Source organism: Xanthocytophaga flava (assembly GCF_030068545.1).
Classification (GTDB): Bacteria; Bacteroidota; Bacteroidia; order Cytophagales; family 172606-1; genus Xanthocytophaga; species Xanthocytophaga flava.
Map to the genome: position 1 here is coordinate 389,119 of NZ_JASJOR010000001.1, position 19,127 is coordinate 408,245.

Consider the following 19,127-nt stretch of genomic DNA (forward strand, 5'->3'; position numbering starts at 1 on the left):
AGAGAGTTTATGTTGTACATTATTTCTTAGTAGTTGGTAAAGGCACGATTACATGTATCTGCGTTCCTTCATCTATTGTGGACGAAATCGTTAAATCTCCATTAATTAATCTGGCTCTTTCTTTCATATGTATCAATCCATGATAGGCTCTGTCTTTTGGTGTTTTTTGCTGGAATTCAGAATAATTAAATCCTTTACCATCATCTACAATATTCAGATAAAGCATTTTTCGTTTTAATAATAGTTCTACTTTAATGCTATCAGCCTCTGCATATTTCATTGCATTATTGAGTGCTTCCTGAGCAATTCTGTACAAACTTATTTCTATTTCTTTTGAAAATCGTTCTTCCACTATGTTTGACTGAAAAAGCACTTGCGTTTGCGATGAAGAAGCATCTACCTGTGATGTCAGTAACCGTAAAGCGGATACAATCCCAAAATCATTCAACACAGAGGGCATCAGATTAAATGACACCATACGCACTTCACTGATTGTCTGTGCAATCAATTGCTTAATATCATCCAGTCTCTTTCGTCCCTTAGGAGTCCATTCAGCACCTCCATCCAGATTTTCTATTCCAAGCTTTAATGCAGTTAACATCTGTCCCAGATCATCATGCAGATCTCGTGCAAGACGCTTTCTCTCCTCTTCCTGCCCCTGAATTACATAAGCAGTACGCATACGCTGTTCTTCTATCTCACGGGTATATTTCAACTGAGTAGCAGCGACAAGTTCCTCCCGAGTCTCTTCCAGTGACTGATTCAAGGACTTTAGTTCCTCATTCATCTCTCTTGTATGGTATTCTGCGTCTATTAGTGCCAGAATCGTCTGACGCAGCTTATATACAGCTGGTCGAAAAACAAATAAAGCTTCCAGCAAAAGGACAACCAGTGTTATTATCAGTAAGGTTAACTCAATACTTCTTAGATGATCTACCTTGGCTTTAGCCTCCTCTCCATATTGCGCTACAATCATCTCCATCTTCTGCAAGAATAGTCTTTCATGTGTCAGAAGAAACGTTATATCACTATCAATCCGTGCTTTTGATGCAGGTCCCGGATACAGCAATTCATGCTGAATATTTCTGGCACTACGACGAACAGCTTCAAAATCCGGCTCTATATCCAGAAACATACGCTGTATCTCCTGACTATTTTTTACAGATACTTGTAAGTCTGTCAACTTACCACTTTTCAGGGCATAATGATATTTAGACCATGAACGAATCCACTTCTGTAATTCTGCCCTATAAAAAGCTGTATCTACCTGGTTTCCTCTATCGGCCAATATCAATGTTATCTTTGCAATAGCCTGGCTCTGGAATCTTTGTCTTCCGGCATAATTAATAATCCAGGAATCATTGGATTGGTTGTGAATCATGATCTGTACCAGTACCTGACCTAAAATGGATAAGAATGCCACTATGGTCAGTGCAATGATATACAGCCGGGTAAACTTCCGATAAATGTTTTTATCTAGTAGTGTATGATTCACCTTTAAGTTGAATTTGACCTTCTAAAACAAACCCTTTTCCCGAAAAAACATATCACTTCAACAGAAAACACCTAAATTTAATACGGCTTTTTGAGAAAAATACCGATTTCAGTCAGAAAATAACTAAAAAATAGCCCCTACTTACTTTATTAAAAATTTATCTTGAATAAGTACTTTCCAACAAAAGGCAGTTACAACAAAACAAGTATTTACACTTAATCATAGACTAAGTATAGTTATTTTTTGAATAATTCCGGATAGTCTATGCTGTTATTTTTGTTTTTAACCTTCTATGCGCTACTATAACACATTCTGATAACCAATTTATTATATCTCCCATTACAACTATTTCAATCTCAATCATTTAAGCATAAGTACCTATTCTAAGCATTTTATATATTCTGCATAGTTTCGATTTTACTTATTTGTGTATCAAAAGTAAGACAGCGTTAATCATACTGAGGATTGGCTACTATGTGAGAAAATCACTTTTTGAAAATTTTCTCTGTTAATTCGTTTAATGCCTGAAGTTTGGACTGAAAGTCGCCCTTCATTTGCATTCTAATATTTTGCAAATTATCGAGTAAATGTTGTGTAGTATCTGGTAATGCTTCTTCCAGATATTCTCTGATACGTTTAGCCAGAGTTGGCGATTTTCCATTAGTGGATATAGCGATTTTCAAATCACCTTTAGATACAATTGATCCCAGATAAAAATCGCATAAATCAGGTGTATCAGCGATATTTACCAATATTCTACGTTTATGAGCTTCTTTTGTTATCTGTTCACTCAATTCTCTTATACCTGTAGCACCAATAACCAGATCTTTCCCATCCAGATCAGCTGGCTCAAATGCTTTTTCAATCAAGGCTACATTGGTATGTACTGATGCCAGCTCCCGGGTTTCATCTCCAAACCAGGTAGCCACCATGGTAATGGATGTTGCCGGACTATTTTTTAATACAGCTGACAGCTTCTCCAATCCAACACCGCCCCCCCCAACTATCAGCAGTTGCATTTCTTCCAGTTTCAGAAAGATAGGAAACAGTAAATTACCTTCACGAGTATTCATTTATTTACAGATTAGAATATAAAAGTACAAACAAAAAATGTCAGGTGTGATGCCTGACATTTTCATTCTCCAGAATAAATAGTATCTATCCTATGTTCAACTTCTCTTTGAGAATAGTAGCTACATATAAACGTTTGCTTCTTTCCTTTATGCTGGTACGATACCATAGGTATGCGATGATGCTGATAGCCAGATAAGGCATAGCCAGCAAAAACAGAATGCCTTTGTTTAACCCAGACCCTAATGTCGACTCACCACTACTTAGATTTGATTCCACAGAGGCACGGCACATAGCGCATTGCGCCTGTAAATCTGTTGTAGAAAAACCAATCAACAAAATCAAGGCTGTGATCCAGATTATTAGACTCTTTTTCATACTGTTTCTTTTAATTCTAAATGGGAAAATAAAGGTAGTCCACATACATTAACTATAATATGGACTAATCATCAGATAAACAATTACTCCTGTTACTGATACATATAGCCAGATAGGATAAGCCCACTTCACAATCTTTTTGTGCCGCTCTATCTGATTACTTAACGCATAATAGACCGCCAATAGTACAAACCGTACCACAACAATTGATAAAACAATGTGACTTATCAATAAAAAGAAATACACAGATCGTATCCAGCCTTCTCCTCCAAATGGTGTAGAAGCATTGGAAACATGGTATAACACATAACTCACCAGGAATACAGACCCAAGCACAAAGGCAATTAACATGATAATACGGTGAAGACCAATGTTTTTTTGTTTAATAGCAATAAATCCGATAATCAGTGCTATCGAAGTTACTGAATTGATGACTCCATTAATATGTGGTAATGTCTTTGTCCATAACCCCAGATCAATTCGCTGACGGATACCCAACAATACTGCTACCGCCACAGGAATGGCAATCGAAAGTATATTGATCAGCTTCTGATAAGACTTTTGCTGTTGATGTGTGATTGTGCTCATTATCTCAAAACCTGTAGTTAAATATATAATAATCTTTGTCAGAATAACCTTATCATAGTCATATTTATTGTTACTGTTCGTACTCCTGTAACAGAATATCTATTTCTGTAATCAGGCGGTCTACATCTTTTCGATTCGTGCCATTGTAATATCCACGAATCACGCCTCCTTTATCAACCAATACAAACTTATCGGTATGTACAAACTGGTCTTCCAGATTCTGCGCTACCGGATCATTTTCTTTGGCAGTAACAAAATAACCATATTTAGCTAAACGATAAATCTGAGGTTTATCTCCAGTTAACAATTGCCACTTTTCTGTTTTGATGTCATACATATCTGCATAGTTTCGCAAGGCAGGCACTGTATCATTCCTGGGATCAACAGAAAAAGATACAATCTGTATTTCTGGATTATTAATAAAGCGTTCCTGTACACGAGTCATTTGGGATGACATCTTTTTACACATACCGGGACAACGGGTAAAGAAAAAGTCAGCCACAACAACTTTTCCTTTTAGAGACGCCCCTTTTACTTGTTTGCCATCCTGATTGATTAGTTCAAAATCAGGTACAGTATGAAATAAGGTATCTATAATTTCTTTCCCTTTTATAATCTGCTTCCCTACTTTAACCTGTCCGCTGGTTGAGTCAATGACAGGATAATACCGGCCAATGGAGTAGTGGTTTTTACCGGAGTTACGTAGAAACAGAAATAATAAAGCCGGTAATGCTAAAAGGATCAGCAATATACCGGCTTGTTTAAGATTTTTCATTCTAAAGATATTCGGGTGATTTTATCGGACAGATAACACGATAAAAGATAAACTTTTACAATGCCGCTAAGTTACAAACTCTATTTCATTTAACAGAGTTTCCGCAAAATCTAAAAACTATAGTTCTTATTGAAAGAATCGTGATTCAAAGATAGAGTTTCCTTCTACCAGCAATGCTACCAATAACCAAACTACGAAAAGCAAAGGTATCAGAATAGACCACATCAACATCTTCACTTCCCCTTTCAGGTGCATAAACTCTGATACAATAAAGAATGCCTTGACAATAGTTAAACCTACGAAAACTGCTACTTTGAAAGTATGCCAATGTGTAGGAACCATAAATGCGATAGCGAATTCTAAAACAGTGATTCCCAGCAGAATCCAGAATGTCCGCCAGATAGCTTGTGTCTGTGCTTTTGGAATCTCGCGGTGTGGTGTATCTAAAGCTTCTGTTGCCATATATATCGTTTCTATAAAATATTAGTAATTACTTAAATCTTTACCACCAATACCGTTAAAATCTTATCTGTGGTAAAGTAGATAAATTCTGAAAATTATACCAGATAGAAGAAAGTGAACACGAATACCCATACAAGGTCTACAAAGTGCCAGTACAGACCTACTTTTTCTACCATTTCATAATGGCCACGACGATCGTATACACCCATAGTTGTATTATAGAAAACCAGTATATTCAGAATAACACCACTGAATACGTGTGTCCCATGGAAACCTGTAATGAAGAAGAATAAGTCAGCGAACAATGGAGGTCCGTATTGGTTTTCTACCAGATTAGCACCAACCACTTCTTTTGTGATCCATTTACCGTCTGAAAAAACTTTCATCAATGTACCATGCCCTTCTGTACCTGTAATGAAGTGAGTCCATTCCCAAGCCTGGCATCCCAAAAAAGTAAAGCCACCCAGGATAGTCCACATCATCCATTTTTCAACATCTTTCTGATCCATACGGTGACCAGCTTCTACCGCCAATACCATAGTTACAGAACTCATGATCAGAATAAATGTCATTATACCTACAAACACCAGAGGTGCATGTAATCCATGGAAAAATGGAATAGCATCAAACACATGATCAGGAACGGGCCAGTATTCGGTAGAGAATGAAAATTCTGCACCATGTTGCTTAGGATCATAAGCATGAGCACCAAAACGGTTCAAGCCATAGGTAATCAATAATGCAGAAAAGGTAAATGCGTCAGAAAGCAGGAAGAACCACATCATCAACTTGCCATAGCTGGCTTTCATCGGCTCCATGCCTCCGCCCCATAACTTTTTAGAAGAAACTTCTTGTGTTGCAACTGTTGCCATATCAGGAGTGTAAAATATAAATTGTATTTGGTAAATAGCGTGTTCTAAAACTGCGTCAAAAATAATATCTTTTTTGAAATGAAAACTGTATTCTTCACACTTTTCAGTTTCTATCAATGTACCTTTTTCATTTCCCAGCAAAAATATATTCTATCTTTTTAGATCCTATATAAATCTCTTAATGATTTATTAAAAGGAAGATAAATAAATATACCCAGAGAAAATCAAGGAAGTGCCAGTAGGTAGTACACATATCCATCCGGTTCATTGCTTTGGCATGAATTTCATCCCGAAAGGTAGCGATCAATACTAATAACAGAAACACAATCCCTGTAACCAGGTGAAAGATATGTAAACCTGTCATAATATAGAGAAAAGACCCTGCAGGATTACTGGTTGCTCCTCCTAACCAGATCTGTCTGTGTTGTAGATCCTGCCATCCCATATATTGAGCAATAATAAAGGCCACCCCCAATAAGAATGTAATAACCATAGAAATTTTCAGCATTCCTAAGTTATCTTTTTTGGCAGAATGGTGAGCCCACTGCATGGTTATACTACTCAATAGAATAATAACTGATGAAGTCCAGAAAACCTGTGGTAATTCAAACTCCAACCAGTTTCCATCTCCCTTACGCACAATATAGGCGCTGCTCATCGCAGCAAAAATCATAATTATACTTACGATAAACAACCACAAAGCAAACTTTTTAGGGTTCATCGAAAGCGTCTCCTGAGGTTCCTCAGGGATCGCATTATAGCCTGAAATTTCAATCTTCTGTGACATATCCTTACAAATTCAGTAATACTATATAGTAAGCTTTATTTTTCTTTACTTAACAAATTCCTTTTAGATTTTATCCAATAAGAATGCAATCTGTACAACAGGTAAGTATAAGAAAGAGCCAAACATCATTTTCAGTGCTGCTTTATCTGTTTGCTTACGCATCAGATGGAAAGTTTGAGCAAGGAAAAGGATTCCACAAATCATTGCGATGATAGCAGAATTAATACCTGTCATACCTAATTTTAATGGCACCCAGCTTAAAGGCAGCAGGAACAACGTATAAATCATAATCTGTACTGCTGTATCAAATCCTTTTTCTCCTTGTGCTGGCAATAATTTGAATCCAGCCCGACGATAATCCTCATCTGCTACCCAGGCAATAGCCCAGAAATGAGGAAACTGCCAGAAGAATTGAATCGCAAATAAAATGCCTGGCTCCCATCCAAAGTGGTTGGTAGCAGCCAGCCAGCCAATCATAGGAGGAAATGCACCTGGAAATGCACCTACAAATACAGCAATCGGTCCAACTCTCTTTAATGGAGTATAAACAAATCCGTATAAAACAAATGATAGTAATGCAATACCTGCTGTTTTATAATTAAATACTGTAATAAAAATGAACATAGACAAAGCCAACATCAGGATTACAAAGCCCCATGCTTCTGATATACTTAATCGACCTGTTGGCAAAGGACGTCCAGCCGTTCTTTTCATCAGCTTGTCCAGTTCTACTTCTTTTATCTGGTTTACTGTATTAGCAGCAGATGTAATTGCATATCCTGCTACTGCAAACAATGCAAAATGTACCCAGTTAATGGGTCTCTGAATACCTAACAAATAACCAAAACTAGATGAAAATACTACAGTCAACGAAAGTCTAAACTTGGTTAGCTCAAAAAAAGCTTTCAGTTTGCCTGCAAAACTTATATCAATACTTGAATCAGATACAATCATTTTTGGATAACTTCTACTTAACTTTTACAGTTTGGTTTAAATCATTTCTGTTTTTAAAACAGGCTGTCCTTTTTTACTGACTCCCTGTGGAGGATTAATAGCAAGAAACAGAATAAATTGTATTCCTATTGCTCCTACAGCCAAAAATAAATGTATAGGCTGCAAGAAGGCAGGAACACCAAAATATGCCATGGAAGCTCCCGTAATTATTTCTATAATCGTTATTGCCACTAATACTTTTGCCCATCGCTTTACCAACGTATCTGAAGAAACATATTTTTTCAGGAGATAAAGCAAATAAATATTACTGGCAAGTACTATTAGCGAAAAAGAACGATGAACATAAAACTCCCATCCCAACTGCTCAATCCATTCATTACGTATTAGATGTTGCATTTTGCTTATTACAATATCTATCGCCTCTCTCACTCGTGTCCCTAAAACGGTCTGAACCAGCGACAAGAAAATAACCCATATCAGAAATACATTAATTGTTTTCTTTTTTGGTATGGATTGCAATTCTCTTGGTGTATTAAAAGACCGAATAACTACATAAATCAACAACAAAGCTATGGCAATTGCCAAAATCATATGAATGGTTATCGTTCCCGGAAGAAGGTTTGTTGAAACAATAATAGATCCGAGCCATCCCTGAAAACCCACCAGAAACAAATTAAGAAGACATATAAAGGCAATAGCCTTATCTCGTTTCCAGTAAGAAAATGACAGGAATGTTGTTCCAACAATAAATAGACCTACTAATACACCAAACAATCGGTTTATATATTCAATCCAGGTTTTCACCGGATTAAACTCTGCTTCGATATAAATAGAGGGATCTGATAAAATCCTGTTTCCTACTTCTGTAAAACCTAACTTATCCAGATATCCTGCCAGTTTTTCATTTTTTTTCTTACGTTTCTGAACATAGGTATCCTTATAATCAACTGGAAGTTGTGAAGCATCTGTAGGAGGAACCCAGCTACCAAAACATTTAGGCCAATCCGGGCAACCCATGCCTGAACCCGTTGTTCGGACAATGCTCCCGATAGCAATCAATAAATAGACAAAAACAACAGCTATAATACCCCATTTCTGGAAGGCATTATAACTGTTGTTTAAAGATTTACTCATGATATTAATGTGCTGATTTTACTTCTGGTGTATCGGTGTACAATTCTTCGTCGTCTATTTCGTGAGGTAGATTCGACTCAGGAGTTGCAGCATATGGTACAGTCTGAGGAATAAAATCTTCCTGTGCACCTGGCTTGCTGTAATCATATGGCCAGCGATAAACTGTTGGAATTTCACCTACCCAGTTGCCATGTCCCGGATTAACAGGAGCAGTCCATTCTAGTGTAGTAGAATGCCATGGGTTCTGAGGAGCTTTTCTTCCTTTGAAGATACTATAGAAGAAGTTAAAAGCGAAAATCAACTGTGATGAGAATGTTACGATAGCCGCAATACTGATAAACATGTTCAGATCAGTAAAGGATTTAGAGAAATCAAAGTTTGTGAAAGAATAATATCTTCTTGGGAAACCGGCAATACCGATGTAGTGCATTGGGAAGAATACCATATAGACCCCAATAAATGTCATCCAGAAGTGTACATATCCCAATTTCTCATCCATCATTCTTCCAAACATCTTAGGGAACCAGTGATACACACCAGCCATCATTCCAAAGAATGACGCAGATCCCATTACAAGGTGGAAGTGAGCAACAACGAAATAAGTATCGTGTAATTGAATATCAATAGCAGAGTTTCCTAATGCAACACCTGTCAAACCACCTGAAATAAACAAAGAAACCAGACCGATTGAGAACAACATAGCAGGTGTAAATACTATATTACCACGCCACAAGGTTGTAATATAGTTGAAGGCTTTCACCGCAGAAGGTACCGCAATAATCAGTGTCAGGAACATGAATATTGATCCAAGGAATGGATTCATACCTGTTACGAACATGTGGTGAGCCCATACAATGAAAGATAAGACCATGATAGCCAACATTGATACAATCATCGCACGATATCCGAAGATAGGCTTCCGAGAGTTAGTTGCAATAATCTCAGATGTAATACCCAATGCAGGTAACAATACAATATATACTTCAGGGTGTCCCAGGAACCAGAATAAGTGCTGGAACAAAATTGGGCTACCCCCTCTGTTATCCAATGCCTGACCAGCTACATATAAATCAGAAAGGAAGAAACTTGTATGAAACTCGCGATCAAAGATCAGAAGTAATGCAGCAGAGAAAAGAACAGGAAATGACAAAAGTCCGATAATTGCTGTAATGAAGAACGCCCATACTGTCAATGGCAGACGAGAAAATGACATACCTCTTGTACGCAGGTTAATTACCGTTGTAACGTAGTTAACCCCACCCAATAACTGAGAGACAATAAAGAAAGCCATACTAACCAACCATAAAGTCATACCCATTTCTGAGCCTGGATTTGCCGTTTTGACAGCACTCAAAGGCGGATATACTGTCCATCCACCCCCTGCAGGTCCTGTGCTTAGGAAAAGAGAACCAAACATTAATACACTGGATAGGAAAAAGAACCAGAATGATAACATATTCATGAATCCAGATGCCATATCACGTGCCCCAACTTGCAAAGGAATCAGATAGTTACTGAATGTACCACTTAAACCAGCTGTCAATACAAAGAATACCATGATGGTACCATGCATAGTCACCAATGCAAGATAGAAGTTGGCATCCAGCTTTCCAGAATCATCGATCCATCCTCCTAGCAGAGGTTTTAACCAAAAGAGCTTTGCTTCAGGAAAACCTAACTGAATACGAAACAGAATTGATAGAAAGCCACCAATAAATGCCCAAATCAAACCTGTGATCAAATATTGTTTAGCAATGACTTTGTGGTCTTCACTAAAAACATATGAACGTATAAAACCTAACTCGTGGTGTTCGTGCTCGTGGTCATGATCATGGCTGTGAGCATGAGCGCCGTCGTGAATGTCAAGATTTGCTGTTGCCATAAAATTTAATTGCTATTTCTGATAGAGAAACAAAATTCATTCGCAGTTTATCTCTAAAAAGATATGTTGTAACAGGATAATTTGTAGCATACTATTATGCTACAAACAAATTACTACTTAGTAGCTACAGGTACACTGGCTACAGCTGGTGCAGCTGCCGAGTCAGCAGGAGCAGCAGCAGGTTCAGCACCTTCTTCAGGACCTACAACCTGTAAAGCTTTTTCTTTCAGATTAGCAGGAACCAGTTTCAGATAATCACGGTTCTGAGCAAGGAAAGGTTTACGATTCGCAACCCACTTGGCATACTCTGCTGGTTCATCAACGACAACCAGTGTACGCATAGAAAAGTGACCACGACCACAAACCTCTGTACAGGCCAACTCATAATTAAAATTAGGATTATCTAACTCTGCACGCATTTCTGCAGTCGTTTTTTCAGGAACAAACCAGAAACGTGTCTGCATACCAGGCACAGCATCCATCTTTAAACGGAAGTGAGGCATAAATACACTATGCAATACATCACGTGCGTGGATTTTTAACAAAACAGGCTTTCCTTTTGGAATATGTATCTCCGTAGAAGTAAAATCATCAAACGAATTCACGTCTGTAAAGTCGATTCCTATCTCATTTGTCGCATCAATCAAACGATAATCATAACGTCCAAGCTCAGACTTGCTTTGTCCTAAAACAGCTTGTTTATCACCAGGATAACGCACAATCCAGTTAAATTGTTTTCCTACAAGTTCAACAACAACTGCATCTTCTGGTGCATCTTTCATAATATCACGCCATACCCACCATCCGGAAATAACCAATGTTGTTAAAACAATACCGGGGATAATGGTCCATACTACCTCCAGATTATTGTTGTGAGGATAAAATGTAGCCCGACGCTCTTTTTTGTATTGATATTGAAAAGGGAACCAGAATAAAAGGATATGTGTAGCAAAGAAAACTGCTCCAATTACCCCCATAGTAATCCAGAATAAATTATCCGTTTCCTTTCCATGAGTAGAGGAAGCTTCTGGCAAAAGAAATTTGTCAGAATAAAAAGAGATCCAGATAGCCAGACCAAATCCAATGACTAAAAAGACAGGAAACAAAACAGCATTTACCTTGTTGCTTGTACCTACTCTTTCATCTGCTTTTTTAGTGATAGAAATCAGAGATTGTACTCTGAAGACTGTCACTAAAATCGCAACAATTAATAATAGCCCTGTGACAATAATTGCAGTTATCATGATTTACAGAATTTGGTATAATTGATAGAATTATAACCGGTATTTTCTTGTATATAAAATCTATTTTGGAAACAAAACGAAAATTATTGATTGTGATGTAAGCTTTCTTCCAACATTGGGTGATTTTTAGCAATCAAAGGAGCTTTAGCTAAAAAGGTTCCAACTACAAATACGAAAGCACCTGCGTAGATAGCAATTACACCCAATTCCATAAATCCGATCCCACCATCATCACCCAACATAAACGGAGTCATATTCAGGTAGAAATCCAGCCAGTGACCTGCTAGTATACCCCATGCAACCAGTTTCAGGAATGTCATCTTACGCTTCGATTCTCTGGTCATTAATGCAAGGAATGGGAACAGGAAGTTAACAAGCAGGTTTACAAAGAACATACCTTTGTATTTTCCACCAAAACCTTCAAATATTTCGTTAAAGTGATTTGTTTCTTCAGGAATGTTTGCATAATAGATCAACATAAACTGAGCAAACCAAACATATGTCCAGAAGATACTGAATGCAAACATGAATTTCCCTAAGTCATGCAAATGGTTTGAGTTAACCATTTTAAGGTACCCTTGCTCTTTCAGATATATGGTAGCTAATGTAATTGTAGCCAGACATGCTACCCACCAGCTCGCAAAAGTATACCAGCCATACATCGTACTGAACCAGTGAGGATCGGCAGACATTGACCAGTCCCAAGCTGCCATTACAGAAGTAACAGCAAAGAAAATAATAAATATAGCAGAGAAAACAATGTTTCTATCATATATCTCCAACCCACCTTCTATGTCTTCCTGTAACGAACGCTTACGAATAATAGTAAATAAAGTAAACCATACAACAAAGTAAACCACCATCCGAGCCATAAAGAACCCAAAGTTCAGATACCAGGTTTTAGAAGCAAGAACCTCGTCAAAGTTAGGACTATGCTCATCCGCAATTCCTTCTACCGTCCAGTGAAATAATCCATGCCCATGAAAGATATGTGCAACGTCCGCGCCAGCAACCAGGAAATATATAATCATTAATACACCTGTAACTGGCAGGAAGAAACCAAACGCCATTGGAATACGCAGAATAAGACTTGACCATCCCGCCCATGCAGCATATTGCACAGCTACGAAGAAGATGCCACACAAAGCAATTCCTGTAAAATAAACATTGTTGATCCACAGGTTTGCAAAAAGACGCTTAAGCCATGATGCACCATGTTCTGCCGCTGCTCCGGCATGCTCAGCAGCAGCTCCAGCATGTTCACCATGAGCAGCCTCATGTCCACCACCTGTAGCCGCCAGAATAATGCCCAGAATAACCAGGGCAAATCCTACCACCACTGCAATAATTGCATTCCGGCGGATTCTGGGATCAAAAATATATTGCTCGTCTAAATTATACGAAACCGAATGATGTTCAGCCATTGTAATAAATAGTGTATTGTTTATTGTTAAATTGCTGAATAGGCAAAATCCTATTTTCAGCGATTTGATATCTAACTAAATTCAACAAATGAGGCTCTCTTATTACTGCTTTTGCAGTTCATGTACATATTGTACAATTTTCCACCGCTCAACAGGATTCACTTGTGAACCATGAGGCCACATACGTCCTTTACCATAAGTAATCACATGAAAGATGTGTCCATCATTCATGTCCTTATACCCGGAGCCACTGTAGTTTGGCACACCTTTGAATACCTTTCCTACTGTGCCATCTCCTTTACCTGTTTCACCATGACAATGCTGACAATAACGGGTATATAACTCCTTACCATCGGCCAAGGTCTGTTCTGTTTGAGGAACAGGGTTTTTTAATGTTCTTTCAGCAATACCAATACTATCTTTAGGAATGTTATAAATCATTAAATCTTCCACAAATGTACTGTCTTTGCCAAACTTTGTCTGATAGTTACGTCTTGCCACAGTTCCGGGAACAGGAAGCCATAAGTTATTACCAAACTTATTATATGGGTTCTTAAAGCTCGCTTCTTGTCGGAACGGCTCATAGGAAATAGCATGATACATGTTGGGAGCATATTCTGTACCCGGATCATCATGTTCGCGCTGACAAGCAACGGTAAGCAGCGCACCTGCTATAAGACTCAAAAAGGTTACTTTTCTAAGATGATTCATATACTTGAAACAGAATCGAAATAAGTCTGTATAATATCGTTTAAAGCTATAACTGTACTCAATTAATCTAAATCACCAGCCTGAACCAATTTGGTTGAGACTTCTATAGCTCCGTAATTTTTTATAATAGATGTAATTTCTTCAGGAGTAAGCTTGTTCTTTGTCAGATCAATAGCCATTACAAATTTATCATCTGTACAACGACTATCAAATAAAAACGGCTTCTTTCCAGGATATAAATTACTCACAGTCAAGAAAGTTGCAACCATTCCTAATGCAGAGAAAAGTACTGTACCTTCAAAACCAACCGGTACCAATACAGGAATAGAAACGTAGTCCTTTCCACCTACTATCATTGGCCAGTCAAAACCCATTGTCCAGACCATTAATGTTACCAGACACGTAAAACCAGTAACACCAAATAAAAAGGCGGCTTTAGACATAAAGCTCCGAGAATATCCCAATGCATCGTCTAGACCGTGAATAGGAAATGGGGTATACACTTCATGAATCTTTACACCACTGTTACGGATTTTTTTCACACCCGACATCAGTACGTCTTCATCATCAAAAATACCAACTAAAAATGCGCTTTCGCTATGAATATGATGTTCCATTGGTTATCTGAAATGGAAAATAAGATAATACAAAGTTTTATAAATGGATGCTAAAACCAGATCCAACTATTAAGTAAGATCTGGAATTTCTGCATTTCTTATTCTACGTCTTTATTAAATGCCGGACGTGCCTGGAAACCAGGTTGTGCTGAAGTTACAGTCTTATGCTCTTCTACATGTTCTGAAGATGACTTCAGGATTGCCTTCACCTCAGCTATGTTGATCACAGGTAAGAACTTAGCAAACAAGAAGAAACAAGTAAAGAAGAATCCGAATGTATACAGATAATCCAGTACGTCAACTTTTGTAGGAGCAAACATAGCCCAGCTTGAAGGCAGATAATCACGGTGCAGAGATGTCACGATGATTACAAAACGTTCAAACCACATACCGATATTTACTACTATAGACAGGATAAAAGTAGCAACAACACTTGTACGAATTTTCTTAATCCAGAATAACTGAGGTGAAATTACGTTACAACTCATCATTGACCAGTATGCCCACCAGTAAGGCCCCATCATACGGTTAATAAATGCATAACGCTCATATTGTACACCTGAATACCAGGCAATAACGAACTCAGTAATATAAGCAACACCTACAATCGAACCTGTCAACATAATGATTTTGTTCATTGACTCGATGTGTCCGATTGTGATATAATCTTTCAGACCGAATACTTCTCTGGTAATTAACATCAGCGTTAATACCATCGCAAATCCGGAGAAGATCGCACCGGCAACGAAATATGGAGGGAAGATAGTAGTGTGCCAGCCTGGAATAACTGAAGTCGCAAAGTCAAAACTCACAATGGTGTGTACAGAAAGTACAAGTGGGGTAGACAAACCAGCAAGAACTAAACTCACGTTCTCATAATGTTGCCATGTCTTAGCAGCACCATCCCACCCAAAACTCAAAATACCATATACAACTTTAGATACTTTATTTTTAGCGCGGTCACGGATAGTACCTAGATCAGGAATCAAACCGATATACCAGAATACTAAGGATACAGTCAGATATGTACTGATCGCAAATACGTCCCATACCAGTGGAGAATTAAAGTTTACCCACAGAGGGCCAAATGTATTAGGAAGAGGCAATGCCCAGTATGCTAACCAGGTTCTTCCCATGTGCATCAGAATGTAACTACCTGCACAAAGAACGGCAAAGATAGTCATCGCTTCCGCAGCACGGTTAATAGATGTTCTCCATTTCTGACGGAAAAGCAAAAGGATAGCAGAGATCAATGTACCTGCGTGACCAATACCTACCCACCATACGAAGTTGGTAATATCCCATGCCCAACCTACTGTTTTATTTAAACCCCACTCTCCAATACCGAACCAAAAAACCCGATACAAGCCGTAACCTCCAATACCTAAGACAATCAACGAAATCAGGAAGGCGATATTCCATAACGTCGTAGGCTTGCCTTCTACCTGGCGGCAGATGTCTTCAGTAACATCGCCGTAGGTTTTACCACCGGTTACTAGAGGCGGTCTTACGGATGAAGTAACATGACTCATAGTATATATTTTGAAAATTATAATTACAGTGAAAAATAGTCAACTATCAAGAAACCTCCATATAATGGAGTTTATGCTTTATTTCTGATTTTTGTCAGATAAGAAATCTGAGGACGAGTATTGATTTCTTCCAATACCTGGAACATACGTCCTTCTGTCTCTTCAGCAATCAGCTTACTGATACGGCTTTCAGGATCATTCATATCTCCAAAAAGAATCGCACCAGTAGAACATGCGCTTTCGCAAGCCATAGCAATCTCTCCATCTACCGGACGGCGGCGTTCTTTTTTAGCATTTAATTTTCCTTCCTGAATGCGTTGCACACACATTGAACATTTTTCCATTACACCACGTGTACGAACTGTTACATCTGGATTCAATACCATTTTACCCAGATCAGTTTGTGACATATAGTTTACATCAGAGAAACGCTCATCGTTAGTGTAATTAAACCAGTTGAAACGACGCACTTTATATGGACAGTTGTTTGCACAGTAACGTGTACCGAAACAACGGTTATATGTCATCTGGTTTAAGCCTTCAGAACTATGTGTTGTTGCCAGTACCGGACATACTGTCTCACATGGCGCATTATTACAATGCTGGCAAAGCATTGGTTGGAATACAACTTCAGGATTTGCAGAAGCTTCTTCCAATGCTTTCACATCGTCTTTAGGAGCATCGCTGCTGTAGTAACGGTCAATACGTAACCAGTGCATTTCGCGACGATTGATTACTTCCTGACGACCTACAACAGGAACGTTATTTTCAACTGTACATGCTACTACACAAGATCCACAACCTGTACAGGAATTAAGGTCAATAACCATACCCCATGAATGGTTTTGGTATTTATGACCATGCCATAATGAAATATCTGTTGCTTTTTTCTTTCCTTCAGAAGTTGCCACTTTAGGCATAAATCTTCCGGCATTAGCTTTCTTCTGGTATTCAGAAAGTTTGGCCTCCTGCACAATAGGACGAGCCATAATTGTATGGTGCGTCTGAACCTGAGCAATTTTTCTTTTCTCTCCAGCCTTAGTTACTTTTACTCCATTCACTACATATCCTACACCTAAAGCACTTACAGAAGCGAATGGATACGCATTTACACCTACATTGTTAGCAGCTTTGCCAGCCTTTTCACGTCCATAACCCAATGCCAGACCCACTGTACCTTCAGCCTGACCAGGTTGAATTAATGCAGGCAATGTAATCGCAGGCTTTCCAGGAATTTCAATAGTAACCAGATCGTTACCATCTTCTTCACTTTGGGTCAGACCTAATTCTGAAGCCATTTTATGGCTAACAGTCAGGTAGTTATCCCAACAAGCACGGCTGATAGGGTCAGGTAATTCCTGTAACCATGGGTTGTTAGCCATAGCACCATTACCGATACCGATTTTTTGGTAAAGAACCAATTCGATACCATTGTTACCTGTTTTACCAACAGCCGCTGCAGCAGCATTTACATCTCCTGCAAAACTGACAGCTGCAACAGGTGCATTTTTAGGTTCAAAAACGCCATCATGCAATACATGTATCCAAAACTCTTTGAAAGAAGAATACTTAGATTGCAAAGAGAACAGATTTGTACGCCAGTAGCTTTGAATAAATTTATCGTATTCAACAGTATTTCCAGCCCAAGCCAGCAAGCTTTGCTGAGCAGCACGAGTTTGGAAGATAGGGTTGATAGTTGGCTGACCTAAGCTGAAATAACCTGTACGAGGCTCAGCATCATTCCATGCTTCGAGGAAGTTATGGTCAGGACAAACGTAATCACATAGAGAAGTTGTTTCATCCATTCGGTCAGAGAATGAAACTTTCAGAGAAGCTTTCTTCAAATCTTCACCAAATTGCTTTCCTGTAGGATAATCATATACAGGGTTTGCATTGTAGAAGAAAACAGCACCAACTTGTCCCTGAGATAGCTCTTTTGCAAAGTTAGCCATTGCTGTATCATCGCCGGCTTTCAATGTAAGAGGAGCATTTAGATCAATGATAGTACTATAGGACCCTAACAGATTATTAATTGCATTGACAATAGTCTGTACATTCGGATCGTTAGAACCTGCTACTACCACACCAGCAGATTTTGCACTTGCTAATTCATTGGCAGCATCATCTAATCCTTTCACATCCAAAGCAGGAGCACTTACAGGAGCCGCGCCTAATTTCTTAGCAATTTTATTATATAGATTAGCAGCTACTAATCCCTCCTGAGAAGATTTGATTGGAGTACGGTAGTCTGCATTTGCACCAGTTGAAGATAAAGTACTCTCAAACTGATAGTGACGAGACATTTTTTTCTTATCCTTACCCAGTTTACGAGTTTTTGCATACAAAGCGCTGTACGTTGTACTTCCAGGAGAAGTACCCAGGAAATCGGCATTACCAATACCTACAATAACTTCTGCTTTATCAAAATTATAGAATGGAAGTACAGCTTTACCAAATGATGTCTGGTTTGCGTTTAATATTCCAGCAGAAGAGTTTGCATCATACGTTACATGTTGAGCTGTTGGATATTTTGCAATAAACTCTCTGATAGCAGCCTTTGTAGAAGGACTAATAATAGTAGAAGAAACAATACGGATTGCTTTTCCGGAAGAAGCTACCTGCTGTAATTGCTGACCAATAGCAGCATCTACACTTTTCCAGTCTGTCGCCTTTTTCTCTTTTCCGTTGAATGGCCCTTTCAAACGCTCCAGATCGTACAAACTCAATAGAGAAGCTTGTGCACGTGCACTTGTACCAGCAGGAGTTACACCAGAAAGAGGATTGGGTTCAATTTTTATAGGACGACCTTCACGTGTCTTTACCAGAACACTATTGTAATCACCATCTGTATCTACATAAGTAGATGCATAATAATTTGCAATAGACGCTTCAATTTCTTCAGGTTTATTCAGATATGGAATAGCTTTTTTTACCGGAGCTTCACAGGCAGCCAATGTCACAGCAGCCATCCCAAAACCCATCACCTTCAGAAAGTCACGACGCGAAGCAGGCATAATGTCGGCATTAGCAGCAGCCTCAGTACCTGGCAGTGGCGTTCCTTCCGGAAATTCTCTCTCTGCGTTTTTGACAAAATGAATATCGTTACTTAGCTCTTCAAGACCTTTCCAATATACTTTGTTATTGCCTTCCATAATATATATAGAAACGGATATATTTACGTATGTGAATAATATGAATGAA

Annotated in this window: 17 protein-coding genes; all 17 read right to left on the reverse strand. The window is 38.5% G+C overall.

Annotated elements, in window-relative coordinates; all coding sequences use genetic code 11:
- Window positions 1-19: 19 nt before the first annotated feature.
- The 17 genes from QNI15_RS01630 to QNI15_RS01710 all read right to left on the reverse strand — a co-directional run bounded on the left by QNI15_RS01630 (window position 20) and on the right by QNI15_RS01710 (window position 19,078).
- Entirely contained in the window at window positions 20-1,495 is a 1,476-nt protein-coding gene (locus tag QNI15_RS01630; protein WP_314030214.1) for an ATP-binding protein, read from the reverse strand.
- A 485-nt stretch (window positions 1,496-1,980) separates the two neighbouring features.
- Complete coding sequence (locus QNI15_RS01635) at window positions 1,981-2,568, reverse strand: precorrin-2 dehydrogenase/sirohydrochlorin ferrochelatase family protein (RefSeq protein ID WP_313975122.1); 588 nt, start codon at window positions 2,566-2,568, stop codon at window positions 1,981-1,983.
- Window positions 2,569-2,653: 85 nt separating this feature from the next.
- Entirely contained in the window at window positions 2,654-2,944 is a 291-nt protein-coding gene (locus tag QNI15_RS01640; RefSeq protein ID WP_313993455.1) for a hypothetical protein, read from the reverse strand.
- A 48-nt stretch (window positions 2,945-2,992) separates the two neighbouring features.
- Complete coding sequence (locus QNI15_RS01645) at window positions 2,993-3,532, reverse strand: DUF420 domain-containing protein (RefSeq protein ID WP_314030215.1); 540 nt, start codon at window positions 3,530-3,532, stop codon at window positions 2,993-2,995.
- A 70-nt stretch (window positions 3,533-3,602) separates the two neighbouring features.
- The gene (locus tag QNI15_RS01650) at window positions 3,603-4,307 is read right to left on the reverse strand and encodes an SCO family protein (RefSeq protein WP_314030216.1); all 705 of its coding nucleotides are present in this window, start codon (window positions 4,305-4,307) and stop codon (window positions 3,603-3,605) included.
- Between the two features lie 126 nt (window positions 4,308-4,433).
- Complete coding sequence (locus QNI15_RS01655; protein ID WP_313975130.1) at window positions 4,434-4,769, reverse strand: cytochrome C oxidase subunit IV family protein; 336 nt, start codon at window positions 4,767-4,769, stop codon at window positions 4,434-4,436.
- Window positions 4,770-4,864: 95 nt separating this feature from the next.
- Window positions 4,865-5,641: a cytochrome c oxidase subunit 3 gene (locus tag QNI15_RS01660; RefSeq protein WP_313975132.1), complete on the reverse strand. Its 777-nt coding sequence runs from the start codon at window positions 5,639-5,641 to the stop codon at window positions 4,865-4,867.
- A gap of 178 nt (window positions 5,642-5,819) precedes the next feature.
- Window positions 5,820-6,428 (reverse strand): cytochrome c oxidase subunit 3, encoded by a 609-nt coding sequence (locus QNI15_RS01665; protein WP_313975134.1) that lies wholly within the window; start codon window positions 6,426-6,428, stop codon window positions 5,820-5,822.
- Between the two features lie 63 nt (window positions 6,429-6,491).
- A complete protein-coding gene (cyoE, locus tag QNI15_RS01670; RefSeq protein WP_314030217.1) occupies window positions 6,492-7,382 on the reverse strand; it encodes a heme o synthase in 891 nt (296 codons plus the stop codon).
- A gap of 36 nt (window positions 7,383-7,418) precedes the next feature.
- Entirely contained in the window at window positions 7,419-8,516 is a 1,098-nt protein-coding gene (locus QNI15_RS01675; protein WP_314030219.1) for a COX15/CtaA family protein, read from the reverse strand.
- Window positions 8,517-8,520: 4 nt separating this feature from the next.
- The gene (locus QNI15_RS01680) at window positions 8,521-10,398 is read right to left on the reverse strand and encodes a cytochrome c oxidase subunit I (RefSeq protein WP_313975138.1); all 1,878 of its coding nucleotides are present in this window, start codon (window positions 10,396-10,398) and stop codon (window positions 8,521-8,523) included.
- A gap of 113 nt (window positions 10,399-10,511) precedes the next feature.
- On the reverse strand, window positions 10,512-11,642 hold the full coding sequence (locus tag QNI15_RS01685) for a cytochrome c oxidase subunit II (protein WP_313993470.1): 1,131 nt from the start codon (window positions 11,640-11,642) through the stop codon (window positions 10,512-10,514).
- Window positions 11,643-11,725: 83 nt separating this feature from the next.
- Window positions 11,726-13,066 (reverse strand): quinol:cytochrome C oxidoreductase, encoded by a 1,341-nt coding sequence (locus QNI15_RS01690; RefSeq protein WP_313993472.1) that lies wholly within the window; start codon window positions 13,064-13,066, stop codon window positions 11,726-11,728.
- Between the two features lie 102 nt (window positions 13,067-13,168).
- Window positions 13,169-13,777, reverse strand: a complete 609-nt coding sequence (locus QNI15_RS01695) for a cytochrome c (RefSeq protein WP_313993475.1) — start codon at window positions 13,775-13,777, stop codon at window positions 13,169-13,171.
- Window positions 13,778-13,839: 62 nt separating this feature from the next.
- Window positions 13,840-14,394: a DUF3341 domain-containing protein gene (locus tag QNI15_RS01700; protein ID WP_313975146.1), complete on the reverse strand. Its 555-nt coding sequence runs from the start codon at window positions 14,392-14,394 to the stop codon at window positions 13,840-13,842.
- Between the two features lie 98 nt (window positions 14,395-14,492).
- Window positions 14,493-15,926: an NrfD/PsrC family molybdoenzyme membrane anchor subunit gene (nrfD, locus tag QNI15_RS01705; protein ID WP_313975148.1), complete on the reverse strand. Its 1,434-nt coding sequence runs from the start codon at window positions 15,924-15,926 to the stop codon at window positions 14,493-14,495.
- Between the two features lie 71 nt (window positions 15,927-15,997).
- A complete protein-coding gene (locus tag QNI15_RS01710) occupies window positions 15,998-19,078 on the reverse strand; it encodes a TAT-variant-translocated molybdopterin oxidoreductase (protein ID WP_314030221.1) in 3,081 nt (1,026 codons plus the stop codon).
- Window positions 19,079-19,127 lie beyond the last annotated feature (49 nt).

Coding starts and splice junctions, on each gene's coding strand:
- QNI15_RS01635 (WP_313975122.1), bottom strand. CDS start 2,568: ATGAATACTCGTGAAGGTAATTTACTGTTTCCTATCTTTCTGAAACTG.
- QNI15_RS01640 (WP_313993455.1), bottom strand. CDS start 2,944: ATGAAAAAGAGTCTAATAATCTGGATCACAGCCTTGATTTTGTTGATT.
- QNI15_RS01645 (WP_314030215.1), bottom strand. CDS start 3,532: ATGAGCACAATCACACATCAACAGCAAAAGTCTTATCAGAAGCTGATC.
- QNI15_RS01650 (WP_314030216.1), bottom strand. CDS start 4,307: ATGAAAAATCTTAAACAAGCCGGTATATTGCTGATCCTTTTAGCATTA.
- QNI15_RS01655 (WP_313975130.1), bottom strand. CDS start 4,769: ATGGCAACAGAAGCTTTAGATACACCACACCGCGAGATTCCAAAAGCA.
- QNI15_RS01660 (WP_313975132.1), bottom strand. CDS start 5,641: ATGGCAACAGTTGCAACACAAGAAGTTTCTTCTAAAAAGTTATGGGGC.
- QNI15_RS01665 (WP_313975134.1), bottom strand. CDS start 6,428: ATGTCACAGAAGATTGAAATTTCAGGCTATAATGCGATCCCTGAGGAA.
- cyoE (WP_314030217.1), bottom strand. CDS start 7,382: ATGATTGTATCTGATTCAAGTATTGATATAAGTTTTGCAGGCAAACTG.
- QNI15_RS01675 (WP_314030219.1), bottom strand. CDS start 8,516: ATGAGTAAATCTTTAAACAACAGTTATAATGCCTTCCAGAAATGGGGT.
- QNI15_RS01680 (WP_313975138.1), bottom strand. CDS start 10,398: ATGGCAACAGCAAATCTTGACATTCACGACGGCGCTCATGCTCACAGC.
- QNI15_RS01685 (WP_313993470.1), bottom strand. CDS start 11,642: ATGATAACTGCAATTATTGTCACAGGGCTATTATTAATTGTTGCGATT.
- QNI15_RS01690 (WP_313993472.1), bottom strand. CDS start 13,066: ATGGCTGAACATCATTCGGTTTCGTATAATTTAGACGAGCAATATATT.
- QNI15_RS01695 (WP_313993475.1), bottom strand. CDS start 13,777: ATGAATCATCTTAGAAAAGTAACCTTTTTGAGTCTTATAGCAGGTGCG.
- QNI15_RS01700 (WP_313975146.1), bottom strand. CDS start 14,394: ATGGAACATCATATTCATAGCGAAAGCGCATTTTTAGTTGGTATTTTT.
- nrfD (WP_313975148.1), bottom strand. CDS start 15,926: ATGAGTCATGTTACTTCATCCGTAAGACCGCCTCTAGTAACCGGTGGT.
- QNI15_RS01710 (WP_314030221.1), bottom strand. CDS start 19,078: ATGGAAGGCAATAACAAAGTATATTGGAAAGGTCTTGAAGAGCTAAGT.